The following is a 24433-nucleotide window of genomic DNA, read 5'->3' on the forward strand; positions in this document are numbered from 1 at the left end:
CCGCTGGAAAGGCGAACCCGACCCCGCCCACGTCGCCGCCATCGACGCCTACTGGGTCTCGGCCGCCGAACACGGCATGAACGCCTCCACCTTCACCGCACGCGTCATCGCCTCCACCGGAGCCGACGTCGCCGCCTGCCTGTCCGGTGCCATCGGCGCCATGTCCGGGCCCCTGCACGGCGGCGCCCCCGCCCGCGTCCTACCGATGATCGAACAAGTCGAGAAGACCGGCGACGCCCGCGCCCTGATCACCGGCATCCTCGACCGCAAAGAAAAGCTCATGGGCTTCGGGCACCGCGTCTACCGCGCCGAGGACCCCCGCGCCCGCGTCCTACGCGCCACCGCCAAGAGACTGAACGCACCCCGCTACGAAGTCGCCGCCGCCCTCGAACAAGCCGCGCTGACCGAACTACGTGAACGCCGCCCCGACCGCGCCATCGAAACCAACGTCGAATTCTGGGCCGCGGTGATCCTCGACTTCGCCGAGGTCCCCGCCCACATGATGCCCGCCATGTTCACCTGCGGACGCACCGCAGGCTGGTGCGCCCACATCCTGGAACAGAAGCGTCTGGGCAAGCTCGTCCGCCCGGCCGCCCTGTACACCGGCCCCGAACCCCGTACCCCCGAGTCCGTCGACGGCTGGGCGGCGCGAACGCCATCCTGAGCGGGAAGGTCGTCGATTGGCGCTATCGTCGTGCTGATGGCTGGGAACGTACGGGATCCCGGGGCCTCGGTGGCCTCGCGGCTGCTGGCTGTGCTGTCGGTGTTCGACGAACATGCCCCTGCGTTGACGTTGACCGAATTGGCCGATGGCGCAAACCTTCCCATTGCCACGGCCCACCGCCTGGTACGTGAACTGGTCGACTGGGGAGCGCTCGTGCGCTCGGACGACGGTCGGTACGTAGTGGGGCGTCGACTGTGGAAACTCGGACTGTTGGCACCGGATCAGTCCGATCTGCGCGAGATCGCGTCGCCGTTTCTGCACGACATCTACGGTGCGACTCTCGCGACGGTGCACCTGGCCATTCGGGACGGAGACGAGGTGTTGTACCTCGACAGGCTGGCAGGCCATGCGTCCGTGCCTGCAATCAGTCGGGTGGGTGCGCGATTGCCGTTGTACTCGACCGGGGTGGGCAAGGTGCTGTTGGCGTACGCGCCGAGGGAGGTGCACGATCGCGTACTTCGAAACCTGACTCGCATCACCCCGTTCACGGTGACTCGACCGGCGCAGTTGGAGAACGAACTACGCCGGGTGCATCGCGAGGGATACGCCCAGACGGTCGAGGAGATGACCCTCGGGGCCTGTTCTGTGGCCGTTCCGATTCGCGACGGCGAGAACGTGGTCGCATCCTTGGGACTCGTGGTTCCGAGTATCGGGCGTGATCGCGTCAGACTGGTTGCGGCGCTACAGGTTGCGGCCCAGGGAATCGGCCGCAGCCTGAGAACTGGATAGCCTCTTCCACTCAGTGGAAGCTCTGGCTTGTAGAGACGTGGATCACCGCGGTGTACTCGACTCATGCGTACACAGGTTGCCATCATCGGTGCAGGGCCCGCGGGTCTGCTGCTGTCCCACCTGCTCGGTGAGCAGGGGATCGACTCCATCCTGATCGAGTCGCGTACTCAGGACTACGTGCTCGCCCGGATCCGCGCCGGAATTCTCGAGCATTCGACGGTCCAGTTGCTCGACGAACATGGACTCGGGGAGCGCCTGCACCGCGAGGGCCACGAGCATCGCGGTATCTATCTGCAGTGGCCGGAAGAGCGGCACCACATCGACTTTCGTGATCTGGTGGACAGAAGCGTGTGGGTCTACGGGCAGACCGAGGTCACGAAGGATCTCGTGGCGGCACGCGAGAAGGCCGGCCAGCAGATCTACTACGACGTCTCCGATACCGCGCTGCACGACGTCGAATCCGACGACCCCTACGTCACTTTCACGGACGCGTCGGGCAACGCGATGCGGATCGACGCCGACGTCATCGCCGGATGCGACGGCTCCTTCGGGCCGAGTCGTGCTGCCATGCCCGATGCTGTCCGCAACACGTGGGAACGGGTGTATCCGTACTCCTGGCTCGGAGTTCTCGCCGACGTCGCGCCGTCGACGGACGAGTTGATCTACGCCTGGCATCAGGACGGCTTCGCCATGCACTCGATGCGATCGTCGACGGTCAGTCGGTTGTATCTGCAGGTGCCGAACGGCACCGATATCGACACCTGGTCCGACGATCGAATCTGGGATGCGTTGGCAGACAGGCTCGGACACGGTCAGGACGGGTGGGCGCTGAACCCGGGACCGATCACCGAGAAGAGCGTGCTGCCGATGCGCAGTTACGTGCAGACACCGATGCGACACGGCAATCTGTTTCTGGCAGGCGACGCAGCGCACATTGTGCCTCCCACGGGCGCAAAGGGTCTCAACCTCGCGGTTGCCGATGTGGCTCTGCTCGCACCTGCACTGGCGCAGTTGCTGCAGGGGAAGGGGACACACAGTGCTGACACGTACAGCGACACGGCACTTCGACGCGTCTGGCGTTGCACGCACTTCTCGTGGTGGATGACGACGATGCTGCACACGGGCGACGACCCGTTCGATGCGCAGTTGCAGCTCTCGCAGCTGAAGTGGGTGGCTTCCAGCGAAGCGGGCGCAATGGGACTGGCGGAGAACTACGCCGGTTTGCCGATCGGGTTCTGACCTCTTGGGAACTACCGTCGGCGATCGAGCAGGTAAGTAACTGCAACACCGGCGACCAATCCCCAGAACGGAGCGCCGAGGCCTCCGACGTCGGTGCCGGAGATGGTGACCAGCAGGGTGATCAGGGGCGCGAGCATCGGGCGGCCGGACGACTCGGAGAACGCGGCGGTGAATGCACCGCGCAGTGCCTCGAGCATTGCCAGACCGGCGAGGGCCGCGATGAACGTTGCGGGCACCACGGACAGGCCGCGCACCAGCAGTGGTGCCGCCACACCCACCACGATGGCGAGTGCGCCGCAGGTCATTCCGGCGATGTACTGCCGTGACCGTGCACCGACGGCAACGAGCAACGCGTTGGTCGGACCGGCCAGACACGTCGATACCGCACCCAGTGGCGCGACGAGAAGTGACCAGATGCCGCACGCGATGGTGACGACGGTCATCGGTGCTCGATGGCCCGCAGAGTTCAATACTGCTGCACCCTGACCGTTCTGAACCGCGACCACGGTGATGGCAAGCGGTATCACCAACTGCGCCAGTGCCGCACCACTGAACGCCGGCGCAACGAGCTCCGGTAAGCCGATCAGGGGGAGCTCTGCCGCAGGCCCCGTCATCCGTGTGAATCCGCCTGTTACTGCGAGTGCAGCGAGCCCCGTGACCAATGCAGCGAGCACCGGCGGTACCCGCTTCGACCACGTCGCGGATCGGGTCAGCGCCAACCACGCCACGACCATGGCACCGGCGACGATCACATTGGACGAAACAGACTGCACCAGTCCGGTTCCGAACGACAGAAATGCACCGGCCACCATCGCCATCACCACGCTGTGCGGCAGAAAATCCATCAGTTTCGTCACCACCCCGGTGGCTCCGAGCACGATGATGAGGACCCCGGTAGCAAGGTAGGCCCCGACGACCTCGGGCCAGGTCAGCGACGCCAACGATTGTCCGACCAGAACAGTGCCCGGAATGGTCCAGAAGAAGCTCAGCGGCATCCGATACACCCAGCTCGCCACCACGGTGAGGGTGCCGTTGAGTACGAATACTCCGAAGACCCACGACGCTGTCTGTGCGGCGGTGAGCGAGCCCGCTGCGGCGGCACCCATGATGACCGCAACCGGCCCGGTTGCGCTGAACAGCACGCCGGTTGCCCCTGCACCGACGTACTGCCCGCCGAAGTCGGCGCGTAGAGCACGCAGACTCGGCGGGCGACGCTCCGGTAGTTCGCCCGAGACGAGACGCTCGAAATTATCTGTCATTCAGCCACTTTCACCGGCTCGATGGGTACTGGATCGGATCGGCGCAGGGCTCGAACCGCGGGAACAGCGGTGGTGACCAGTGCGCCGAGCAGCGCTACGACGGCAAAGATGTAGAACGCGGTGGACGACGCGATGCCGGCTCCGAGCAGGATTCCGCCGAGCAGCGGTCCGAGTATGCCGCCGAGCCGGCCGAATCCGGCGCACCACGCAACTCCTGCTGCACGGGCGGTGGTGGGGTAGTAGTTCGAGACGAATCCGTAGATCAGCACCTGAGTGCCGATGGCACCGATGCCTGCACCGGCCACGGCGACGAGCAGGACTCCGAGCGGGAAGTTCAGCGTCAGCAGAACCAACGACAGCGCGGCGAGGCAGAAGGTGACCGCGATGACGCGCTGTGGTCCGGTGCGGTCGGCGACGCGAGACGCGATCAGGCCACCGATGATGGCACCACCGTTGAGCACCAACAGAAACGACAGTGAACCCTTGGCGTTGTAACCGGCCTCGGACATGATCTGTGGCAGCCAGGTGTTGAGGCCGTAGGTCAGCAGTAGGCCGGAGAAGCTCATCAGCCCGAGGAGAGCCGTCGGGCGCAGTAGTGGCTTGCGGGCCAGTGCTGCGAATCCGACGCGATCGCCGGCGACGACCGGCTCTGCGTCGGGCATCGGAATGCCGGTCCGTGCGCAGATCTCCTGTGCATCGGCGACGCGTCCGTGCGCCAACAGCCACCGCGGGGATTCCGGCATCCGCAGCAGAGCCAGCGGTAGCAATACGAACAGTGGGAGTGCGCCGATCCAGAACAGTCCGCGCCAGCCGATCGAATCCTGCAGGGTGATCGCGGCCAACGACGCCAGGACGCCACCGGCCGGAATGCCGCTGTAGACGATGGCGTTGAACAAGTTTCGACGTCCGGGTGGTGCGAATTCGGCAATCATGGCACCTACCGTGGCGACGAGGCCGCCGACTCCGATACCGGTCAGGAACCGAAGTGCGCCGAACATCGTGACGTTCTGTGCGAGTGCAGTGGCCCCCATTCCCACCGAGAACCAGACGATGCATGTCAACATCGTTCTGCGACGGCCGATCCGATCACCGAAGGCCCCGGCGGTCAGAGCGCCGACCATGACCCCGATCAGCGCGTAGGAACCCAGCGCGCCCGCAGTTTGCGGATCCAGCGCGCCCAGCTGGGCAGAATCGGCAAGCAGCGTCGGCAGGACGGTGCCGTAGACGACGAGATCGTAGCCGTCGAAAACGATTGCTGCCGTAGACAGTGCGACGATCCACAACACGCTGCGGCGGTGCCGATCGCTGGCCCAGGCAGTGCTGGCTGATGTGCCGGTTTTCAGGGAGTCCGGTGCAGTCATCGGGGATCCTTTTCGGTCAGGGAGTACCGCTTGAAGGCTGAATCGGCGCTGACGGCCGAGCGGGTTGCATCACTGTCCCAAATCGTGGGCTGAGTCACACCAGGGCTTTGCCTAGTGCTTACCTCGGCATTGCGAAAGTGGGTGCGCTGCGATCATGTCGTCGAGCCGTCGTCGGTGGACCGCGCAGCGGCCAGCTCCGCTCTCGAGCGAATGCCCATCTTGGCGTACACCCTGGTGAGGTGAAACTGAACTGTCTTGACCGACAAGAACAATTCGGCCGCGACCTCGCGATTGGTCATTCCTGTGGCGACCAGGCTCGAGACGGCGTCCTCCTGCGGGGTCAGTGCATCGTGAGCTCTGTCCTTCAGAACGGCGTGCACACCACCGGCTTTGAGTTCACGGTCGCACCGTCGTACGTACGTGGTTGCCCCCAGTGCCAGATAGCCTTCGCGTGCCGCGCTGACGACGGCATCGGCCTCGCGCCGCTTCCCGGCTCTGCGCAGGGTCTGCCCGTAGGCGTAGTTGACTCGGGCGCGGTCGTACGTGAGGGGCAGCGGTGCCAACGAAGTGAGGGCGTCCTCGAATGATGCTCGGGCAGAGTCGAGATCGCCCATCGCGCCGTGCAGTCGGCCACGAGCGCAGGCAAGGCGTGCGTGTGCGGAGCGGTGACCACGATCGCGCACCCTGGCCTCGTGTGGAATCAGAAACTCGTCTGCCTCGTCGAGTCGGCCCTCGACTATCAGTGCATTGGCGTACACATCCGGCCACGCCCAGAAACCGGGTTCGGACACGTCGGCGTGAGCCCACTGCTCGGTCAAGGGGGCAAGAGCGCGGAGGACCCCGGCATAGTCCGCTTGTGCCTCCGCGATGGCCGCACGACCGAGAGCCGCTGGTACCCTCATGATCTCGTAGTCGCGGGCACCGGAATCACCGCGGTGTGCGCTGGTTGCGGCGGCCACCCAGTCTCCGCGTAGTGCGTGGATCTGCGTCGCGGTCCACTGGAGCAGCGGAACGATCAATGCGGCACCGGAACGGTCGGCCAAGTCGGAACCAGCTCCGACCAACCGAAGCGCCGCATCCCACTCGCCGGTGACGAAATAGGTGCGCGCCAGCCAACCGTGAGCCCACAACGAGATTCGCGTCGAACCGCCGAGGAAGTCGGTCGGTGCTGCGGCTTCGAGTTCCGAGCGCGCGAGATCGATGTGGTCCGTTGCGAAGTGGAGCCAGCCCGCACCCATCTGCACCCGTTGTCCGACGGCCCCGGTACTGGCGTGACCCCACAGGTCTCGGTAGCTGCTCAGTGCTTCTGCGACACGCCCGGTGCCCGCCAGACCGAGGCCTCGAATGGACTGCGCCTCGACCGCGGTTGCGTGGTCGGCTCCGACGAGTTCGACTGCGCGATCGGCCCACAGCACGAGGTTGGCACCGTCGCAGCGCGCCAGATTGTGCAGTACCTGCCGATGACAGATCACAGCGGCGACCTCGGGGTCGTGCCGCGTCCGTACGAGCTGCCACGCCCGGGTGAGTCGAGCTTCGGCTTCGTTGGGGCGGCCGCGCAGGATGGCCAGATAGCCGAGTACGGCATTACGCGTAGGGGTTTCACGGAGACTTTCGATCTCGGCGATGTAGTCCGAGGCCGTCCGCATGTCACCGGCGCCGATGAGGGCGTCCACCGCGCGGACGAGCCGATCCTCGCGGGCATGCGGTTCCTGGGTCGACCGGCTCGACAGAAGGTACAGCCGTGCTGCCGTGGCCCATTCGCCGATTCCTGCACGTGTCGCCGCGAGCGCGTCCAGGCGGTCCGAGACCAGTGGATCGGGCAGTGGCGACGCGTGGACCAGGTGCGCCAGCTGATCGGCCGGGTCGGCCTCGGCTGCGGCAGCGGCTCGATGCACCTGCGCGCGCTCGACTCTGCTCATCGTCGCGAGCACCGCGGCGCGGACCGTGGGATCGTGGATCTCGAGGATGGTCGCTGCGGAGCTGCGTCGGACGGTCACCAGTGCGAATCGTTCTGCGAGATCGACAGCAGGCCAGGGATCGTCGATGCCGGCGACCTCGCACACCGTGGTCAATGGTCGGCCGTCTTCGAGAACGGTGACGGCCGAGACCAGACGCCGAGCCTCGTCCGTGCAGAGAGCGAGAGTGGTCCGAACGTCTGCCTCGACGAAGGCGGGCGCAGGCAGGTCGGGGCGAACACCCTTCCAGGTCTCGCGCGGCACCTCGTCCAGCAGCGCCAAGGCGTGTCGGGGACGTCCACCGGTGTGACGCGTCAGGTGAGCAGCCGAGGACGGTGACAGGATGATCCCCTGCAGGGCAGCGATTTCGGCAACGGCCGACACCGTCAGCGCCGGTACTGCCACGGACAGGTCGGCTGCGCGATCGAGAACCCGGTGCGACTCGATGAAGCCGTCGGGCAACGGCTTTCGAGTACAGACGACCGCGAGTCTCGCGGATCGGTGGTGCCTGACGGCGGAGGCGAGTGCACGGAGCGAGTCCGCGTCGCAGTCGTGCGCGTCGTCGATCAGCAGGATCGTCACGGCGTCCGCCGCCAACGCGTCGGCGATGCGGTGTCCCCATTCGACCGGGTCCGTCCCTTCGATCCCGACGCCCGGGACGAGTTGCGTGACGAGGCCGAACGGCACGTGCGTTTCCCACGGCACCGCACCTGCGCGGCGCACCACCGTGCGATGCCCCTCGCTTCCGACCGTCCGTTCGACTTCACGCAGAATCGACGATGCGCCGATGCCCGCCGGGCCGGTCAGCACCACAAAGGTCGACGTCGTCGCGGAGCCGTCGAGAGCCCGAATCAGGACGTCCAGCAGTTCACCGCGGCCGATCAACGGTGAAGGGGACATGACGTCACCGTATCCGCGGCGTACGAGTGCGTCCGGCGATCGAACCAACACGGTCATGACTCAGCCCGGGTCGCCGCCGGCGACCGGGAGCACGGTACCGGTGATGTACGACGCCTCGTCGGAGGCGAGGAAGCAGATCGCCGCGGCTTGCTCGTCGAGTGTTCCGTAGCGTTTGAGCAACGAGGAGTCCACGGTCTGGTCGACGATGGCCTGGTACCAGTTCTTCTCCTGCTCCGTCGAGGGTGCGGGTCCACGAGCGACGCGTCGCGGTGGTGCGTCGGTACCGCCGGGGGCCGTGGCAACCACCCGAACGCCGTGCGGTGCTGCCTCGAGGGCCAGAGTTGCCGTGATGGCGTTGACGCCCCCCTTCGCAGCTGCGTAGGGAACCCGGTGGATGCCGCGGGTTGCGACCGAGGAGACGTTGACGATGGTGCCGCCGCCGCGTTCGATCATGTGCGGGATCACGGCGCGGCAGGACCACAGCGTCGGGAACAGGGACCGGGAGATTTCCTTCTCGATCTGCTCGGGCGGGTACTCGGCGTACGGCTTGGCCCAGATGGTGCCGCCGACGACGTGAATGGACACGTCGACGCGTCCGTGTGCAGTGAGTGCGGCGTCCACCACCGATGAAGCGCCCTCCCAGGTTTCGAGGTCGGCGATCACTGGGGTGGCCTCGACACCGCCTCGCCGAAATTCCTCGGTGAGGGATTCGACCAGCTCGGACCGGTCGGCCAGAATCAGTGCTCCGCCTTCGGCACCGATCCGCCGGGCCACGAATTCTCCGATGCCCTGGGCCGCGCCGGTGATCAGCACGACCTTGCCTGCGAATCGACCCGGGCTGACGAACTTGGGCGTTTTGTTCGCCCGGGATTCGTTCATGGCGCGTTTCATCGTCGCCTTCGAACGGTCGGCGTGATCGGCGATCAATGCCCGTGCGCGCTCACGGTCTCCGGCCTCGAACGCGTCGACTATGTCGAGGTGATCCTGGGCGCAGAGCGGATCGCACCACGTCGCGTTGCGCAGCACGTCCTCCATTGCGGCCTTGACGCCGAGAGCCCGATAGGCCTGCAGCAGATGCTCGTTGCCTGTTTGGGTGAAGAGGTAGTCGTGGAAAGCGGCATTGGTCTCGGTGTACGCGGCGGCATCGACGAATCGGTCACCGTCGACGTAGCGAGTGGTGGTCTCGGCCAACAGTCGGTATCCGGAGATCTGCTGCGAGGACAGCCGGCCGATCACGAGTTCGAGGGCACCGAGTTCGAGGGCGCGCCTGGCCTCGAACACCGCGTCCGACTCGTGTACCGATGGATGCTCCTCGCCGATCTCGTACCCCGAACTCGAGGCCGGGGCAGGTTCGGGACTGCGCGTGACGAGCGGCTGGATATCCCGCGAAGGCCAGATGTGTTGTGCTGCAACGGAGTGTGCCTCGGGAGTGAGGAGCAGATCGGAGCTGTCGTCCAACCCGGTCCGGTCGGCGGCCGAGCCGGCGACAGTAACGCGCTGACCCGCGATCGCGCGCATGGTGTCTGCCTCCTCGGAGTCCGAGAAGCTCGCGCCGTGCGAGTACAGAGGCTCCGCCATGCGACTGCCGAACACGGCTCGACCGAAGATGTTCCTGCCGTCCAGGGCGGGGTCGACGTCGTCTGCGGGGTTCTCCGCGGGTGCGTCAGCTGCTTCGATCGTCGCTTCCGCGTGTTCGTGGACCGGCGTCGGCTCGTCGTCCACCAGCGCCGCTGCAACCGAATCGTTTTCGTCGCCGATGCTCTCCTTCGCAGCTGCCGAGGACGGCGCGAACTTCTCGTAGTAGAAGCCCGTCGGTTCGATGCCGGCCTCGCTGAAATGCGTTCGGACGGCCTCCACCATGGGAGGCGGACCACACAGGTAGACCGCGACATCGCCGCCGTTGAGATGAGCGTCGGTCAACAGGGCAGTGACGTACCCCTTGTTCGCAGCGGTGGTCGAGGGGTCCGAAACGCAGTGATCCCACGTGAATCCATCCAGTGTCGAGGCCAGGCCGGCGAGCTCGTCCAGCTGGACGACGTCGTCGTCGGTACTGGCGCCGTACACGAGATGCACAGGACGAGTGCTGGATTCGCCGGCCATGGTGCGCAGGATCGAGAGGATCGGAGCCAATCCGGTTCCGCCCGCCAGTAGTAGCGCAGGTCGCTGAGCCTCGCGCAGAAAGAAACTGCCGTGTGGGCCGGTGAACGAGATCTTGTCGCCCACGGCCGCCGTGTCGCTCAGGTACGTGGACATCAACCCGCCCGGGGTGAGTTTGACCAGGAATTCCAACTCGGCCGATCCGGAGACGCAGCTGAAGGAGTACGACCGGGTTTCGTCGGAGTCGGGGACAGTGATGTTGACGTACTGGCCGGGGAGAAAGGCGAGCGTGCCACCCGCCGGTGCCTCGACGGCGAGCCTGACCGTGGTGGGGGAGAGTTTCTCCACGGCGGTCACGACCGTGTCGTGGGTCGCCGCTTGGGTTTTCGCTACCGCCGACGTGCTCGCGATCTGCAGCACCAGATCGGAGGTGGGCTTCATGCTGCAGGGCAGACAGTAGCCCTCGTCCGATTCCGACTGCGACAGCGCGTCGTCGAGGTAGGTACCGCCGTCGTACTCACCCGACTCGCACAGAGCCTTGCAGGTTCCGCACGCTCCGTCTCGGCAATCGAGAGGGATGTTGATCCGCGAGCGGTACGCGGCGTCGGCGACGGTCTGGTCGTCCTCGCAGGTGATGAAGCGGGTGACGCCGTCCTCGAAGGACAGTGCGACGGAATGGCTCACGATGGAACTCCTCGGGATGACGGCAGGTCGATCAGAAGTGATAGATGTCGACGACGTGGTGGATGTAGTCGTTCTTCAGCACCACGGTCTTGCGCCGGATGAGCGGCGAGTCGCCGGAGAAGTCGATCGTGTAGAACGAGGTTCCGTAATACGGATCGATGGTCTTGTACCGGAAATACATGGTGTGCCAGTTGAATCGGACGTCGACGATATCTCCCCGACGTTCGATGACCTCGACGTTGCTGATGTTGTGACTGGTCCGCGGTTCGGGTATCGACGTGGCACTGGACCGTTCGGTCCTGATGCGGAACACACGATCCTCGAGCCCACCCTTGTTCTCGTAGTAGATCAGTGAGATATCGGTCTGGGGATCCTCGGTGAGCAGGTCGTTGTCGTCCCAGCAGGGCATCCAGTACTCGACGTCGTCCGCGTAGCACGTGAGCCACTTCTCGAACTCGCGATCGTCGAGGTAGCGCGCTTCGCGGTAGAGGAACTGCTCGATGGATGACTGGGTGATCAGGCGCGACGGGGCGGTCTGCCGGCTATCGGTGTTGTCGACGGTGGCAGTCATGTCAGACCTCCTGTGCTGCAGCGGGTACGGAGTCGGCTGCGCGCTGCTTGTCGAGGGCAGCGAGCAGTGTCTTGCGCCAGTAGCCGTGTTGGACGGGGAACAGACCCTCGTCTTCGTTCTTGACACCCGCCGAGATGACACCGGGCATGTCGAGTGCCTCGGCCACCGGATCCGGTCCGGTGAGCCAGTGCTCCGCGCCGCGGCTCATGTCGTTCCACGGCGCATTGGTCGCCTGGAACGTCAGCTGGCACGAGCGGAACTCCTCCAGGTCGTCGGGTGTCGCCATGCCGGAGGCGTTGAAGAAGTCCTCGTACTGCCGGATCCGATGTGCGCGAGCCTCTTTGCTCTCGCCCTTGGGTGCGATGCAGTAGATGGTGACCTCGGTCTTGTTGGGCGCGATCGGCCGGAAGTGCCGGATCTGCGTGCTGAACTGATCCATCAGGTAGACGTTCGGGTACAGGCACAGGTTGCGTGAACCCTTCACCATGAATTCGCCCTTGGCGTCGCCGAACTTCTCCTTCAGCGAGTCCATCTGGTCCCACAGTGGGCGATCCTGGGGGTTGGCCGCCCAGGTCCACAGGCAGAGATGGCCGTTGGGGTAGGACCAGTAACCGCCGCCGGACTTGCCCCAGCCGCCGGCGTCGAGCGCCTTGGTGGTGTTCTTGGATTCACCGTTGTTGCGGCGTGAGGTGGTCGCGGCGTAGTTCCAGTGCACGGCGCTGACGTGGTAGCCGTCGGCCCCGTTCTCCGCCTGCACTTTCCAGTTTCCGTCGAAGGTGTACGACGAGGATCCGCGTAGAACTTCGAGGCCCTCGGGAGACTGGTCGACGAGCATGTCGATGACCTTCGTCGTGTCACCGAGATGCTCGGCGAGGGTCGAGACGTCGTCGTTCAGGCTCGCGAAGAGGAAACCGCGGTAGCTCTCGAATCGGGGGACCTTGGTGAGGTTGTGCGATCCGTCGACGTCGAATGTGTCGGGGTAGCCGGCGCCGTCGGGATCTTTGACCTTGAGCAGCGTGCCGTCGTTACGGAACGTCCAGCCGTGGAAGGGGCAGGTGAGCGTGGTGCGGTTGTCCGTCTTGCGTCGGCACAGCATCGCACCGCGGTGCGCGCACGCGTTGATGAGGCAATGCAGCTCGCCGTCCTTGTCGCGGGTGATGACAACGGGCTGCCGACCCATGTGCACCGTGAAGTAATCGCCGTTGTTCGGGAGCTGACTTTCGTGGGCGAGATAGATCCAATTGCCCTCGAAGATGTGCTTCATCTCGAGCTCGAAGACCTCCTCGTCGGTGAAGATGCTGCGGTTGGCGCGGTAGATGCCCGCCGCGACATCGTCGATCACCGCTCCGTCGATCGTGTTCTGTACGTGATCCAGCATGTCGGTCATATCGGGTTCCTCCAGGCGCTTCGAGTTCGATTACAAGCGACTGTGTCAGGGAGTGGCCGCCGTCACACCAGGGCTTTGCCTAGGCCCGACCTGGGTGGACATTGATCGCTGACACTTATCAATCGACGCAAAATAGGTCTTTGTCAACGATGGATTACTTCCATACTGTGGTCAGGGTCACCCCACCACGTACAGAGAGGCTCGTTCATGGAACTTCGGCACCTCTACCACTTCGTGGCCGTGGCCGAGACTCGGCACTTCGGGCAGGCCGCTACGCGGCTGCACCTGGCTCAGCCGGCGTTGTCGCAATCGGTTCGCCAGTTGGAGGCCGAGCTGGGTGTGACGCTGCTGGCCAGGACGACCCGTCAGGTGAGCCTGACTCCGGCGGGGGAGTTCTTCTATCGAGAGACGCTGCGCAATCTGGACAACCTCGAGCAGAGTGCGCGGGGAGTACGAAGGATCGCCGACGGCCGATACGGACTGGTACGCATCGGCTTCACCGGTACTGCGGCCTTCGATCAACTGCCGCCGATCGCGCGTGCGATCAAGCAGCGTCTGCCCGGTATCGCGTTGGAGATCCACGGGGACCTGCTCACCCCTGCCCAGGTGGACGGTCTGCGCTCGGAACATCTGGACGTTGCGGTGCTGCGGCCCCCTGTTGCCGGTGACGATCTGGTGTTGCGGACGATCACCACGGAATCGTTGGTGCTCGCATTGCCCGTCGATCATCGTTTCTCCACCGAACCGGCGCTCGACGTCGCCGATCTCGCGTACGAGGACTTCGTCATGTACGCCGACACGCATTCGGTGGTCAACGAAGCCGTCGTGACGAGCTGTCGCGCCGCGGGCTTCAGCCCCAGGCGCGAACACGAGGCTCCGGACACCTCGGTGTTGCTCGCGCTCGTCGCAGCCGGGTTGGGCGTTGCGTTGGTTCCCGAATCCGTCCGAGCGCTGCAGTTGAACGGCGTCGTGTTCCGCGACATCGCCGGCGCGAGCACCATCGATCTGGCGTTGGCCTGGTGCCGAGACCGGCCGTCGGCCCTCGTCGATGCCCTTGTCGGCGCTCTGGAGGACGCGGGCGTGCTTCCTCGACTCGAATCATCCGTACCGTCTGCACAGTCGAAGGGCGTGTCATGAAAATCGTTGCAGTCGAGGCGATCCCGTACTCGATCCCATACCGCAAGCCGCTGAAGTTCGCCAGCGGTGAGGTCTCTGCGGCCGAGCACGTACTCGTTCGGGTACATACCGACGACGGAGTCGTGGGTATCGCAGACGCTCCGCCCCGGCCGTTCACCTACGGCGAGACGCAGCAGGGAGTGGCTGCGGTGATCGAGACCATCTTCGCTCCGGCGATCGTCGGCCTCACCCTCGTCGAGCGCGAGGTGGTACATGCGAAACTGGCTCGTACCGTGGGTAATCCGGTGGCAAAGTCGGCAGTGGACATGGCGATCTGGGATGCCCTCGGTCAGACCCTCGACCTTCCCGTCACCGAATTGCTCGGCGGATACACCGACCGGATGCGTGTGAGCCACATGCTCGGGTTCGACACCCCGGCTGCGATGGTCGACGAAGCCACCAGGATGCGGGAGACGTACGGAATCGAGGTCTTCAAGGTCAAGGTGGGCCGTCGGCCCGTCGACCTCGACACGGCTGTCGTACGCGCTCTCCGAGAAGGACTGGGCGAGGGCGTCGAACTCTACGTGGACGGCAATCGAGGCTGGACCGCCGCCGAATCTGCGCGTGCCATGAAAGAGATGTCGGATCTGGGTCTTACTCTCGCCGAGGAACTGTGCCCGGCCGACGACGTCCTCGGCCGCCGCTGGCTGGTTCGGCAACTCGACATCCCCTTCGTGGCAGACGAATCCGCGACCACCCCGGCCGAGGTCACCCGTGAGATTCTCGGTGGTTCCGCGACTGCGGTGAGCATCAAGACTGCGCGCACCGGGTTCACGACGTCGCAGCGGACCCACCATCTGTGTGAGGGCCTCGGCATCGACGTGGTGATGGGGAACCAGATCGACGGACAGCTCGGCACGGCCTGCACCGTTGCCTTCGGCGCGGCGTTCGACCTGACGTCGCGTCGAGCAGGTGAGCTGTCCAACTTCCTCGACATGAGCGACGACCTGCTGACCGAAAAGCTCGAGATTCGGGACGGCACGCTCAGCGTCCTACCCGGCTCGGGACTCGGTGTTCGCATCGATCCGGACAAGCTCGCGAAATACCGCACCGACCAATGATTTTCAGTTCAGCAATCCAACTTCACCGCAAGGAGTAGACATGAGTGTCGACCACGTAGAGACGAACCACCTGTCGGGCGAGGTGGCAACAGCTGCCGCGACCGGCGCGAACGCTACCGAGCGTTTCACCTCCGACAAGCAGGCGGCGGCGAACACCCCGCCCGAGCGAGTCAGTCTGCTCGCCCGCCAGGTGCTGTCTGCTGTCCACGACACCATCCGTGAGCACAAGGTCACCTACGACGAGTACAACGCCCTCAAGGCCTGGCTCATCAACGTGGGACAGACCGGCGAGTGGCCGCTGTTCCTCGACGTCTGGGTGGAGCACGTCGTCGAAGAAGTCGCCGGCGAATCCCGCGAGGGCAGCAAGGGCACCATCGAAGGCCCCTTCTATGTCCCCGATGCCCCCGAGCTCGGATCGGCTGCGATCGTACCGACGCGAGACGGCGAGCAGGGCACCCCGCTGCTGTTCCAGGGCCAGGTGAAAGCTGTGGACGGCACCCCTCTACCGCACGCCGTCATCGAGATCTGGCACGCCGACTCCGACGGCTTCTACTCCCAGTTCGCGCCCGGAATTCCGGAGTGGAATCTGCGCGGCACGGTGACCACCGACGATCAGGGCCAGTTCTGGATTCACACCATGAAGCCTGCGCCGTATCAGATCCCGACCGACGGGGCATGCGGCAATCTCATCTCCGCCGCCGGCTGGCACCCGTGGCGTCCGGCGCACCTGCACCTCAAGATTGCGGCCGACGGCTACCAACAGGTCACCACTCAGCTCTACTTCCCCGGAGATGCGCACAACGACGACGACGTTGCCAACGCCGTCAAGCCGGAGCTGATCCTGGACCCGAAGGACGTCGACGGTGGCCAAGAAGTGACGTACGACTTCGTCCTCGACAAGGCCTGAAGCACATGCTCTTTGCCGTGAAGATGGATGTCGCGCTGCCGCAGGATCTCGACGCGGACGTACGAACCGACACTCTCGCACGAGAGAAGGCGTACTCGCAGCAGCTGCAGCGCGACGGTGAATGGGTGAGTATCTGGCGCATCGTCGGCCAGTACTCCAACCTCAGCATCTTCGACGTGCGCGACAACGAGCGACTCCACGAGATCCTGTGGAATCTACCGCTGTTCCCGTACATGAGCATCGACGTGAGCCCGCTGGCCCAGCACCCGTCGGACATTTCTGCGGTGTGAGATGACCCGGGAGATCGAGCAGTGGCGAGACGAACACTGGCGTGACGAGCTCGGCGAGGCGTTCGCGGGGTTGGTGCCGGAAGGTGGCGACGATCGTCCGTTGACCGGATGGATAGAGGGCACCACCGTCGGTGAACTGGGCGCATTTCAGGTCGCCGGCTCGCCGCAGACGGTACGACGGACCCGCTCGGCTGTGCGCAGGAGACCCACTGATGCAGTGAAAGTCTGTGTGCAACTGCAGGGTTGGGCCGTCGTGCGGCAGGGTGATCACGAGCTGGTCATACATCCGGGCCAGCTCGGAATCTACGACACTCGGCGAGCCTACGATCTGCGGCTGGAGGGTGACTGGCGTTGTGCGGTGATGGTGTTTCCGCCCAACGCCCTTCGGATGCCGCAGAAGTTGATCGAGGCCACCATGCAGCGTGCGCACGATATCGGCTCCGGTCCCGGTGCTGTGCTCGAATCCTTCGTACGGGCAGCGCTGGCGCAGACGGCCGACGCGGTCGATACCGGCTCGGCTCTGCGCTTCGCCGATGCCGGTCTCAGCCTCATCAGCAGTGCCCTCACCGCGGACTCACACATCGATCTCGACGAACCAGGGGAGCAGGCGAGGAAGCTGGCCGTCCTCACCTATATCGGTCGGCACCTCCTCGACCCCGATCTGTGTCACCACTCCGTAGCGGCTGCATTCGGCATGTCCGTACGCAGTCTCGACAGGTTGTTCGGTGACGAAACATCCACTGTGACAGCCACTATTCGTGAGATGAGGCTCGACGGTGCCCGACGCGATCTGCTCGCAGCCCGAGGGGTGAGGTCCACTGTCGGCGCTGTTGCCGGGCGTTGGTGCTTCTCCGACGCGGCGCACTTCAGTCGGCTGTACAAGAGCAGGTTCGGAAGCAGTCCGTCGGCGGAACGTGCCGCACTGCGCTGACCTCGGCTCTGCGAACACATCTGTCCAACAACGGTTCCGGCAATACTCGGCGGAAATCGGCAAGAACTGCGTCGGAAATCGTCAATCGCGACGCCGGCTCGCTGCGCACACTGAAGTCCTACCGGTGTGGGGCCGGTCACTTCGAAGGGATTGAAGACGATGGACGAAGCATTCGACTACGTGATCGTAGGTGGCGGATCCGCCGGCTGTGTACTCGCATCACGACTGAGCGAGAACCCCGATGTCACTGTGTTGCTGCTGGAGAGCGGTGGTCGTGACGATCACCCGGACCTGGCTGTACCTCCGGCCTGGCCGTCGCTCTGGGGTAGCAACGTCGACTACGCGTACAACACGGTTCCGCAGAAAGCGGCAGGCGGCGGTGCCCACAATTGGCCGCGGGGCCATACCCTCGGCGGCAGCAGCTCGATCAATGCGATGGTCCACCTGCGAGGACACCGAAACGACTTCGACACCTGGGCAGAGGTTGCGGGCGAATCGTGGTCGTACGACGCGGTACTGCCGTACTTCATGAAGTCCGAGACTGTGGTCGGCAAGGACGCGAAGGTCCGCGGCGACAAGGGTCCGTTGCGGCCGGCCCCGTCGTCCTCGCCGAATCCGGTATCGCAGACATTTCTCGATGCGGCAGCGGAGGCCGGACATCCGATCACGGACGACTTCAACGGTACCGAGCAGGAAGGTGCAGGCTGGCACGATCTGGCCATTTCCGACGGTGCCCGCCTCAGCGTGGCGTCGGCCTATCTCGCTCCCGTCGAGGCACATCGATCCAACCTGACGGTGGCGACCGGTTCACGGGTGCAGTCCGTGGTGGTCGAGGACGGCCGCTGCGTTGCAGTGAGATATCGACGCAACGGGCAACCGGTGTCGGTGTCCGCTCGGCACGAAGTGATTCTGAGCGCCGGTGCCGTGGACTCGCCACGCCTGCTGCTGCTGTCCGGAATCGGCCCGGCCGAGGAACTGCGAGAGCTCGGCATCCCGGTAGTCCACGATCTTCCCGGCGTGGGACGCAATCTGCACGATCATCCCCTGTGCAGCGTGGTCTACGAAGCAGCGCAACCGATTCCACCCGCCGTCGACAATCATGCCGAAGTGTCGATGCTGTGGCGCAGCGACGACGAGCTCGACGGTCCGGACATGCAGTTGATGTTCATTCACGTGCCGTTCCATCAGCCGACACTGGTCGCGCCTCAGAACAGCATCACGTTCGGCGTCACCACCGTGCCCGACAGTCGCGGTAGCGTTCGCCTGGCGACGGCGGATCCGGACGATCCACCCCTGATCGATCCGGCCTATCTGACCGCAACCTCGGACGTGGACCGACTGGTCGACGCCATTGCGGTGGCACGCACCATCGCTGCGACGGACGCTTTCGCAGCATGGGGCCTGACCGAGGTTCTTCCGGGGATAGAGGCGGATTCCACTGCAGCACTCCGGGATTACGTTGCTCGCGGTACGGGAACCTACTACCACCCGGTGGGGACTTGTGCGATGGGAACCGGGCCTGATTCCGTCGTCGGACCGGATCTTCGAGTGCACGGCATCGACGGCCTTCGCGTCGTGGATGCGTCCGTCATCCCGAGGGTCGTCTGCGTCAACACCAATGCCGCGACTGTGATGGTCGCGGAGAAGGCTGCCGATCTCATCGGTTGAGCCACAAACAATGTCGAGACCTTGAACTACCAGCGAGAAGAGAGAACAAGCGTGAGCAACACTCTGTTGGGAACCGACTGGCACGGCCGGATCTACAGTGGCGGTTGGCGTAATGGTGGTGGCGGCACCACGAGCACCGTCGAACCGGCCACCGGTACGAGCTTGGGTGAGATCGGTCTGGCGAATGCCGGAGACGTCGACGACGCCGTCGGCAGGGCTCGCGCCGCACAGCCGGCGTGGGCGGCAACACCGGGACACGAGCGTGCGGCCGTGATCCGAGAGATCGCGAAGGTGCTCGAGGCTCATCGCGGCGAGTTCGAGGAATGGCTCATCCGAGAAGGCGGATCGGTACCGGGAAAGGCTTCGTTCGAGGTCGGTCTCGTGCTGAGTGAGCTGTGGGAAGCGGCGGCGCTGCCCACTCAGCCCTACGGCCATCTGCTGCCCACCAGTGAAGCCGGACGGTCCAGCATCGGCCGTCGGGTGCCGATCGGCGTCGTCGGCGTCATCAGTCCGTGGAACTTTCCGCAGATTCTGTCGATTCGCGCCGTTGCTCCTGCTCTGGCCCTCGGCAATGCTGTCGTCCTCAAGCCGGACGTGCAGACCGCGGTGTCCGGTGGGGTCTTGTTCGCGCGGCTCTTCGAGGAGGCCGGAGTTCCGGACGGCCTGTTCCACGTGCTGCCGGGTGACGCCGAGCCCGGGGCCGCGGTGGCCGAGCATCCGGGCATCGGCATGGTCTCGTTCACCGGATCCACGGCTGTCGGCCGGAAAGTCGGTGAGGCAGCAGGACGCACGCTCAAGCGCGTCTCCCTCGAACTCGGCGGCAACAACGCACTGATCGTCCTGGACGACGCCGATCTGGAGGCGGCCAGTTCCGCAGGCGCGTGGGGTTCGTTCCTGCACCAGGGGCAGGTGTGCATGACGGCAGGCCGACATATCGTGCTCGAGTTCGTCGCAGACGAGTATCTCGATCGCCTTGCCGCTCGGGCGAAGAACCTTCCGGTGGGTAACCCGTTCACCGAGCAGGTAGCACTCGGACCGCTGATCAACGAGACGCAGCTGAAGAACGTCGACCGCATCGTCTCCGAAACCGTGGCGGCCGGAGCGGAGGTTCGCGCCGGTGGCAGCCATCGCGAATTGTTCTACGAGCCCACCGTTCTCGCGGGAGTGACGTCGTCGATGGCGGCTTTCCGGGAAGAGATCTTCGGGCCGGTGGCACCCGTCGTCGTCGTGCGCGACGAGGACGAGGCTGTTGCCGTCGCCAACGACACCGAGTACGGTCTCGTTGCCGCGATCCAGACCGGATCGGCTGATCGGGGCAGGCATCTGGCAGACCGCCTGACCACAGGAATCGTCCACGTCAACGATCAGACGCTCAACAACGACGCATACGCGCCCTTCGGAGGAACCGGGGCCTCGGGCAACGGCGCTCGATTCGGAACTCAGAGCAGTTGGGACGAGTTCACGCAGTGGCAGTGGCTCACCGTCCGCGACCACGCTCATCCGTTCCCGTTCTGACCCCCTGACCTGACGAACTCGAAGTTATGGACGGAATCTGCCTGGAATCCATCCATAACTTCGAGTTCGGCGGCCATTGCGGAGTTGGCGCTGTCCTTCGTTACCCTTGAAGAACAGCGAGAGAACAGGGTAATTCACAGTGTCTGATATCGACGCCGCCTCGGCGCGCACGGCCGTGGCGGTGCGGGCGACCTATATTGCGTTCATCGGAGCCGGCTTCGCCTTCGCCAGTTGGGCTTCTCGGATCCCGCAGGTGCGCGATCGCCTCGAACTCACCTCATCTCAACTCGGAATCGTGTTGCTCGCCATCGCAGTCGGATCCCTGCTCGCGCTGCCGATGTCCGGAATCATCATCAACCGCTTCGGGTCTCGGCTCACGGTCACCGTGATGTCCCTCGTTCTCGCGGCCGGTCTGACGATCATCGCCACCGGCTATCTCGTGGGTGTAGTGCCGTTGCTGATCGGACTGTTCGTGCTCGGATTCGCCAACGGAGCATGGGATGTCGCCATGAACGTCCACGGTGCGGTGGCCGAACGTCGGCTCGGGCGCTCGATCATGCCGCGGTTCCACGCGGGTTTCAGCGCCGGCACTGTGGTGGGAGCCTTGATCGGCACTGCGATGGTGGCGCTGAACATCTCGGTCACGGTGCATCTGCTGACAGTCGCAGCCATGATCGCCTGCACCATTCCGTGGGGAGTGCGCAGCTTCCTGAACGAATACGATGCCGAACCCGAACAGCCGGCGGCCGATGCCTCGCGGCCGCACGCCCTCGCGCGGTGGAAGGAGCCACGCACCCTGCTGATCGGCGTCGTTGCGTTGTCGTTCGCGTTTGCCGAGGGCAGCGGAAACGATTGGCTCAACATCGCATTGATCGACGGATACGATGCGTCGGCCGTGGCTGGAACCCTCGCGTTCACCACGTTTCTGGTTGCCATGACCGCTGTGCGGTGGTTCGGTAACGGATTGCTGGATCGCTACGGTCGAGTCGTCGTACTCCGAGGATTGGCAGCCGTCTCGGTGGTCGGAGTGCTGTTGTTCGTACTCAGTCCGGTTGTGCCGCTGGCATTTCTGGGCGCATTCCTGTGGGGATCGGGCGTCTCGCTCGGGTTCCCCGTTGCCATGAGCGCAGCCGCCGACGAGCCCGCTGCCGCAGCCGCGCGCGTGAGTGTGGTGGCCTCCATCGGATACTTCGCCTTCCTGGGCGGCCCGCCCCTGATCGGTTTCCTCGGCGGTCATGGTGATGTCCTCCACGCGTTGCTCGTCGTTGCGGGTCTTCTCGCATGTTCGCTGCTCGTGATGGGAGCGCTGCGACCACTTCCGGGGTCGAATTCCCGACACTGAATTCGCAGTCGTGGAGCAGGTGTTCTCGGTTACTGTGGCCGTTATACGTATCGACGAGTATCGGAAGTACGACGGGCTCGGGCTGGCAGAGCTGGTGGCCAACGGCGAGGTCACGCCCCGTGAGCTACTCGATTGTGCATCGGCGCAAGCGAAGTCGGTGAACCCGGCTCTCAACGCGATCGTACGTCCGATGCGGGAGCAAGCCGACGAGCAGCTGACCGGAACGCTCGAAGGCCCGTTCGCAGGAGTGCCGTTTCTGATCAAGGATCTCTCGCAGGACTACGCCGGGTTACCTACTGCGAGTGGTTCCCGTTCGTTGACGGACCTGCCGATGCCCGAGCATTCGACGGTGGTGCAGCGCTGGCTCGATGCAGGCCTCGTCATCTTCGGAAAGACGAACACCCCGGAATTCGGTGCCAAGGGGATCACCGAGCCGACGATGTTCGGCCCCACTCGGAACCCGTGGGACCACAGCAGAACTCCCGGTGGTTCCTCGGGTGGATCCGCCGCGGCGGTCGCGGCCGGAATCGTCCCGGTGGCGGGAGCGAACGACGGCGGCGGTTCGATTCGCATTCCTGCGGCGTGCTGCGGACTGGTCGGACTCAAGCCGGGCCGCGGACTGGTGCCGTCGGGCCCCACGTTCGGTGAGGCGATGCACGGGGCAGCAGTACAGGGTGTGGTCTCGCGGTCGGTACGAGACACGGCAGCGATGCTCGACGTACTGGCGGGCGGCGAGGCGACGTCCGGCTACTCGCCTGCCCGGCCGGATGGCACGTTTCTGTCTCGAACGGACAAGGACCCCAAGCCTTTACGCATCGGAATGTATGCGGCCACGTCGGTGAATCCAGCGCCGGACGCGCAGGCTGTCGCCGCGATGGAACAGGCGGCGAAGATTCTGACCGACCTCGGCCACACCGTCGAACTTCTCGATGCCTCGCCGTACGACGACACGAGCCTCAACCGCGAATTTCTGCTGGCCTGGTTCACCTACATGGCCTGGGAGATGGACGAAGTCAAGCGCAGAACCGGTTGCGGCGACGACAAATTCGAGCGTGATACCCGAATCATGGCTGCGCTGGGCAGATCCGCCAGCGGTGTCGACTACCTCGAGGCGGTGGAAGGCCGGCACAAGCATGTGCGCGCGCTGGCAACGTACTTCGATACGTACGATCTGCTGCTGACGCCCACCCTTGCCGAGCTACCCCCGAAGATCGGCGCGTTCGAGCTCGCGAAGCCGCTGCAGCTGGCGTCGGAGTTGTTGTTGCGCAGCAGAACTGCTGGGGTCCTGCGATACACGGGCATCGTCGATCAGATGATCGACGACAACATCTCGTGGATTCCGTACACCCAGTTGGCGAACGTCACCGGACGTCCGGCGCTGTCGCTTCCCGTGTACTGGACACCGGACGGTCTCCCGATGGGCGCGCACTTCACCGCACCTCTGGGTGGAGAAGGGCTGCTCGTCCAACTCGCCGGCCAGATCGAACGAGCAGCACCCTGGGCGCATCGTTACGAGGCCCTCGACTAGCGGGTCGCTCCCAATTGGGCCTTGCCCAAAATTCCCGAAGGCCGTTGCCGCACCTGCCCATCGACGATGTCGACGACGCCACCGGCCCAATCAGGATCGGTGTCGGCGGCAGCCTGGGGATCGGCGTGGGCGTCGGTACCCTCGTCGGCCACCACGGTGATGGAACGCTGCAAGGCTTCTCGTACTTTCATCGGCGTCGTATCCGGATCGGCGAACACGTCCGTAGCGGCGTTGCCTCGACGTACCACCATGTCGTGAGTGAGGCTGTCCACCAACGAGATCACCGTGCCAGGGGGCATGCCGGTGATGATAGCGACGGCGCGGCCCACCAATCCGGTCGGCAGCAGCGGGACCGGTATCTGGGCGCGACGCAGGCCGGCGACGCTGCCGTACGCCTGCAGCAGTTCCGGGTAGCTCATCGTTTCGGTGCCCCCGATGTCGAAGGAACCGGGACGGGCGGTGTCGCCGAGGGCGCGAGCGATGATCGAAACCACATCGCCGACGGCAATGGGCTGGACCTGCCTGCGCATCCACGTCGGTATCGGAGTGAGCGGCAGCCGCTCGGTCATACGTCGAACCAACTCGAAGGACGTCGATCCGGAGCCGAGGATGATGGCTGCGCGCAGCACGGTGGCATCGACGGAGCTGTCGAGGAACGTTTCCTCGACCTGTAGTCGTGAGCGCAGATGATCCGACAACGGCGTGTCATCGTCGGGGATGAGACCGGAGAGGTAGACGATCCGTTGTAGGCCGTTGCGTTCGGCTGCGGCGGCCATGGACTGTGCCGCGTGGCGATCTTTCTCGACGAAGTCTCCCTCGTCCATCGAGTGCACGAGGTAGACGACAGCGTCGACATCTGCCGTCGCGGTGTCGAAGGTCTCGTGCTCGTCGAGGTCGAAATGCACGGCGGTGACCTGGGCACCCCATGCGAAGCGCGACTTCTTCGCGGGGTCACGCATCGCTGCGTGGACCTCGTGGCCCTGCTCGAGGAGCACGGGGATCAGCCGAGACCCGATGTATCCGGTTGCGCCGGTGACCAGTACTCGCATGATGAATCTCGTTTCTGTAGGTATATGCGATACCCGGTCGGAGCAGTCTCACTCCCCGCT

The 24433-nt window shown here is 64.8% G+C and carries 19 protein-coding genes; 12 read left to right on the forward strand and 7 right to left on the reverse strand.

The features are described from left to right. The 3 genes from CH294_RS11295 to CH294_RS11305 all read left to right on the forward strand — a co-directional run. Nucleotides 1–664 (forward strand): citrate synthase 2 (locus CH294_RS11295; protein WP_141216490.1); only part of this gene is annotated, 664 nt, incomplete at its 5' end. 36 nt (nt 665–700) lie between these two features. After that, complete coding sequence (locus CH294_RS11300) at nt 701–1453, forward strand: IclR family transcriptional regulator (protein ID WP_094609249.1); 753 nt, start codon at nt 701–703, stop codon at nt 1451–1453. 63 nt (nt 1454–1516) lie between these two features. Then, nucleotides 1517–2692, forward strand: a complete 1176-nt coding sequence (locus CH294_RS11305; protein WP_094737991.1) for a 4-hydroxybenzoate 3-monooxygenase — start codon at nt 1517–1519, stop codon at nt 2690–2692. A gap of 11 nt (nt 2693–2703) precedes the next feature. Here CH294_RS11305 and CH294_RS11310 read toward each other — a convergent pair whose 3' ends face one another. The 6 genes from CH294_RS11310 to benA form a co-directional block, all read right to left on the reverse strand. Next, nucleotides 2704–3951 (reverse strand): benzoate/H(+) symporter BenE family transporter, encoded by a 1248-nt coding sequence (locus CH294_RS11310; RefSeq protein WP_094737992.1) that lies wholly within the window; start codon nt 3949–3951, stop codon nt 2704–2706. Beyond that, on the reverse strand, nt 3948–5312 hold the full coding sequence (locus CH294_RS11315; protein ID WP_094737993.1) for an aromatic acid/H+ symport family MFS transporter: 1365 nt from the start codon (nt 5310–5312) through the stop codon (nt 3948–3950). Before CH294_RS11315 ends, CH294_RS11310 begins: the two co-directional genes overlap by 4 nt. 152 nt (nt 5313–5464) lie before the next feature. Continuing rightward, a complete protein-coding gene (locus CH294_RS11320; protein ID WP_094738373.1) occupies nt 5465–8167 on the reverse strand; it encodes a LuxR family transcriptional regulator in 2703 nt (900 codons plus the stop codon). A gap of 60 nt (nt 8168–8227) precedes the next feature. Then, nucleotides 8228–10948, reverse strand: a complete 2721-nt coding sequence (benC, locus tag CH294_RS11325) for a benzoate 1,2-dioxygenase electron transfer component BenC (protein ID WP_094737994.1) — start codon at nt 10946–10948, stop codon at nt 8228–8230. A gap of 31 nt (nt 10949–10979) precedes the next feature. After that, a complete protein-coding gene (benB, locus tag CH294_RS11330) occupies nt 10980–11519 on the reverse strand; it encodes a benzoate 1,2-dioxygenase small subunit (protein ID WP_037154920.1) in 540 nt (179 codons plus the stop codon). A gap of 1 nt (nt 11520) precedes the next feature. Then, the gene (benA, locus tag CH294_RS11335; RefSeq protein WP_094737995.1) at nt 11521–12906 is read right to left on the reverse strand and encodes a benzoate 1,2-dioxygenase large subunit; all 1386 of its coding nucleotides are present in this window, start codon (nt 12904–12906) and stop codon (nt 11521–11523) included. A 207-nt stretch (nt 12907–13113) separates the two neighbouring features. On the opposite strand from benA, the gene CH294_RS11340 reads away from it, so the two are divergent. The 9 genes from CH294_RS11340 to CH294_RS11380 all read left to right on the forward strand — a co-directional run bounded on the left by CH294_RS11340 (nt 13114) and on the right by CH294_RS11380 (nt 23324). Beyond that, nucleotides 13114–14043 (forward strand): LysR family transcriptional regulator, encoded by a 930-nt coding sequence (locus CH294_RS11340; RefSeq protein ID WP_094703647.1) that lies wholly within the window; start codon nt 13114–13116, stop codon nt 14041–14043. Further along, nucleotides 14040–15143, forward strand: a complete 1104-nt coding sequence (locus CH294_RS11345) for an enolase C-terminal domain-like protein (RefSeq protein ID WP_094703648.1) — start codon at nt 14040–14042, stop codon at nt 15141–15143. The genes CH294_RS11340 and CH294_RS11345 overlap by 4 nt, the downstream gene beginning before the upstream one ends. Nucleotides 15144–15183: 40 nt before the next feature. Beyond that, nucleotides 15184–16050 (forward strand): catechol 1,2-dioxygenase, encoded by an 867-nt coding sequence (gene catA, locus CH294_RS11350; protein ID WP_052058768.1) that lies wholly within the window; start codon nt 15184–15186, stop codon nt 16048–16050. A 5-nt stretch (nt 16051–16055) separates the two neighbouring features. Next, nucleotides 16056–16340: a muconolactone Delta-isomerase gene (gene catC, locus CH294_RS11355; RefSeq protein ID WP_037154910.1), complete on the forward strand. Its 285-nt coding sequence runs from the start codon at nt 16056–16058 to the stop codon at nt 16338–16340. A 1-nt stretch (nt 16341) separates the two neighbouring features. After that, entirely contained in the window at nt 16342–17271 is a 930-nt protein-coding gene (locus CH294_RS11360; protein WP_094737996.1) for a helix-turn-helix domain-containing protein, read from the forward strand. A 159-nt stretch (nt 17272–17430) separates the two neighbouring features. After that, nucleotides 17431–18939, forward strand: coding sequence for a GMC family oxidoreductase N-terminal domain-containing protein (locus CH294_RS11365; RefSeq protein ID WP_094737997.1), 1509 nt, complete (start codon nt 17431–17433; stop codon nt 18937–18939). 51 nt (nt 18940–18990) lie between these two features. Then, on the forward strand, nt 18991–20454 hold the full coding sequence (locus CH294_RS11370) for a benzaldehyde dehydrogenase (RefSeq protein WP_094737998.1): 1464 nt from the start codon (nt 18991–18993) through the stop codon (nt 20452–20454). Between the two features lie 139 nt (nt 20455–20593). Beyond that, on the forward strand, nt 20594–21796 hold the full coding sequence (locus CH294_RS11375; RefSeq protein ID WP_094737999.1) for an MFS transporter: 1203 nt from the start codon (nt 20594–20596) through the stop codon (nt 21794–21796). Between the two features lie 43 nt (nt 21797–21839). Further along, on the forward strand, nt 21840–23324 hold the full coding sequence (locus CH294_RS11380) for an amidase (protein ID WP_094738374.1): 1485 nt from the start codon (nt 21840–21842) through the stop codon (nt 23322–23324). On the opposite strand, the gene CH294_RS11385 is transcribed toward CH294_RS11380, so the two are convergent. Further along, on the reverse strand, nt 23321–24373 hold the full coding sequence (locus CH294_RS11385) for an NAD(P)H-binding protein (RefSeq protein ID WP_094738000.1): 1053 nt from the start codon (nt 24371–24373) through the stop codon (nt 23321–23323). The genes CH294_RS11380 and CH294_RS11385 overlap by 4 nt on opposite strands. Nucleotides 24374–24433 lie beyond the last annotated feature (60 nt).

Source organism: Rhodococcus sp. 14-2483-1-1, from assembly GCF_002259335.1.
Classification (GTDB): Bacteria; Actinomycetota; Actinomycetes; order Mycobacteriales; family Mycobacteriaceae; genus Rhodococcoides.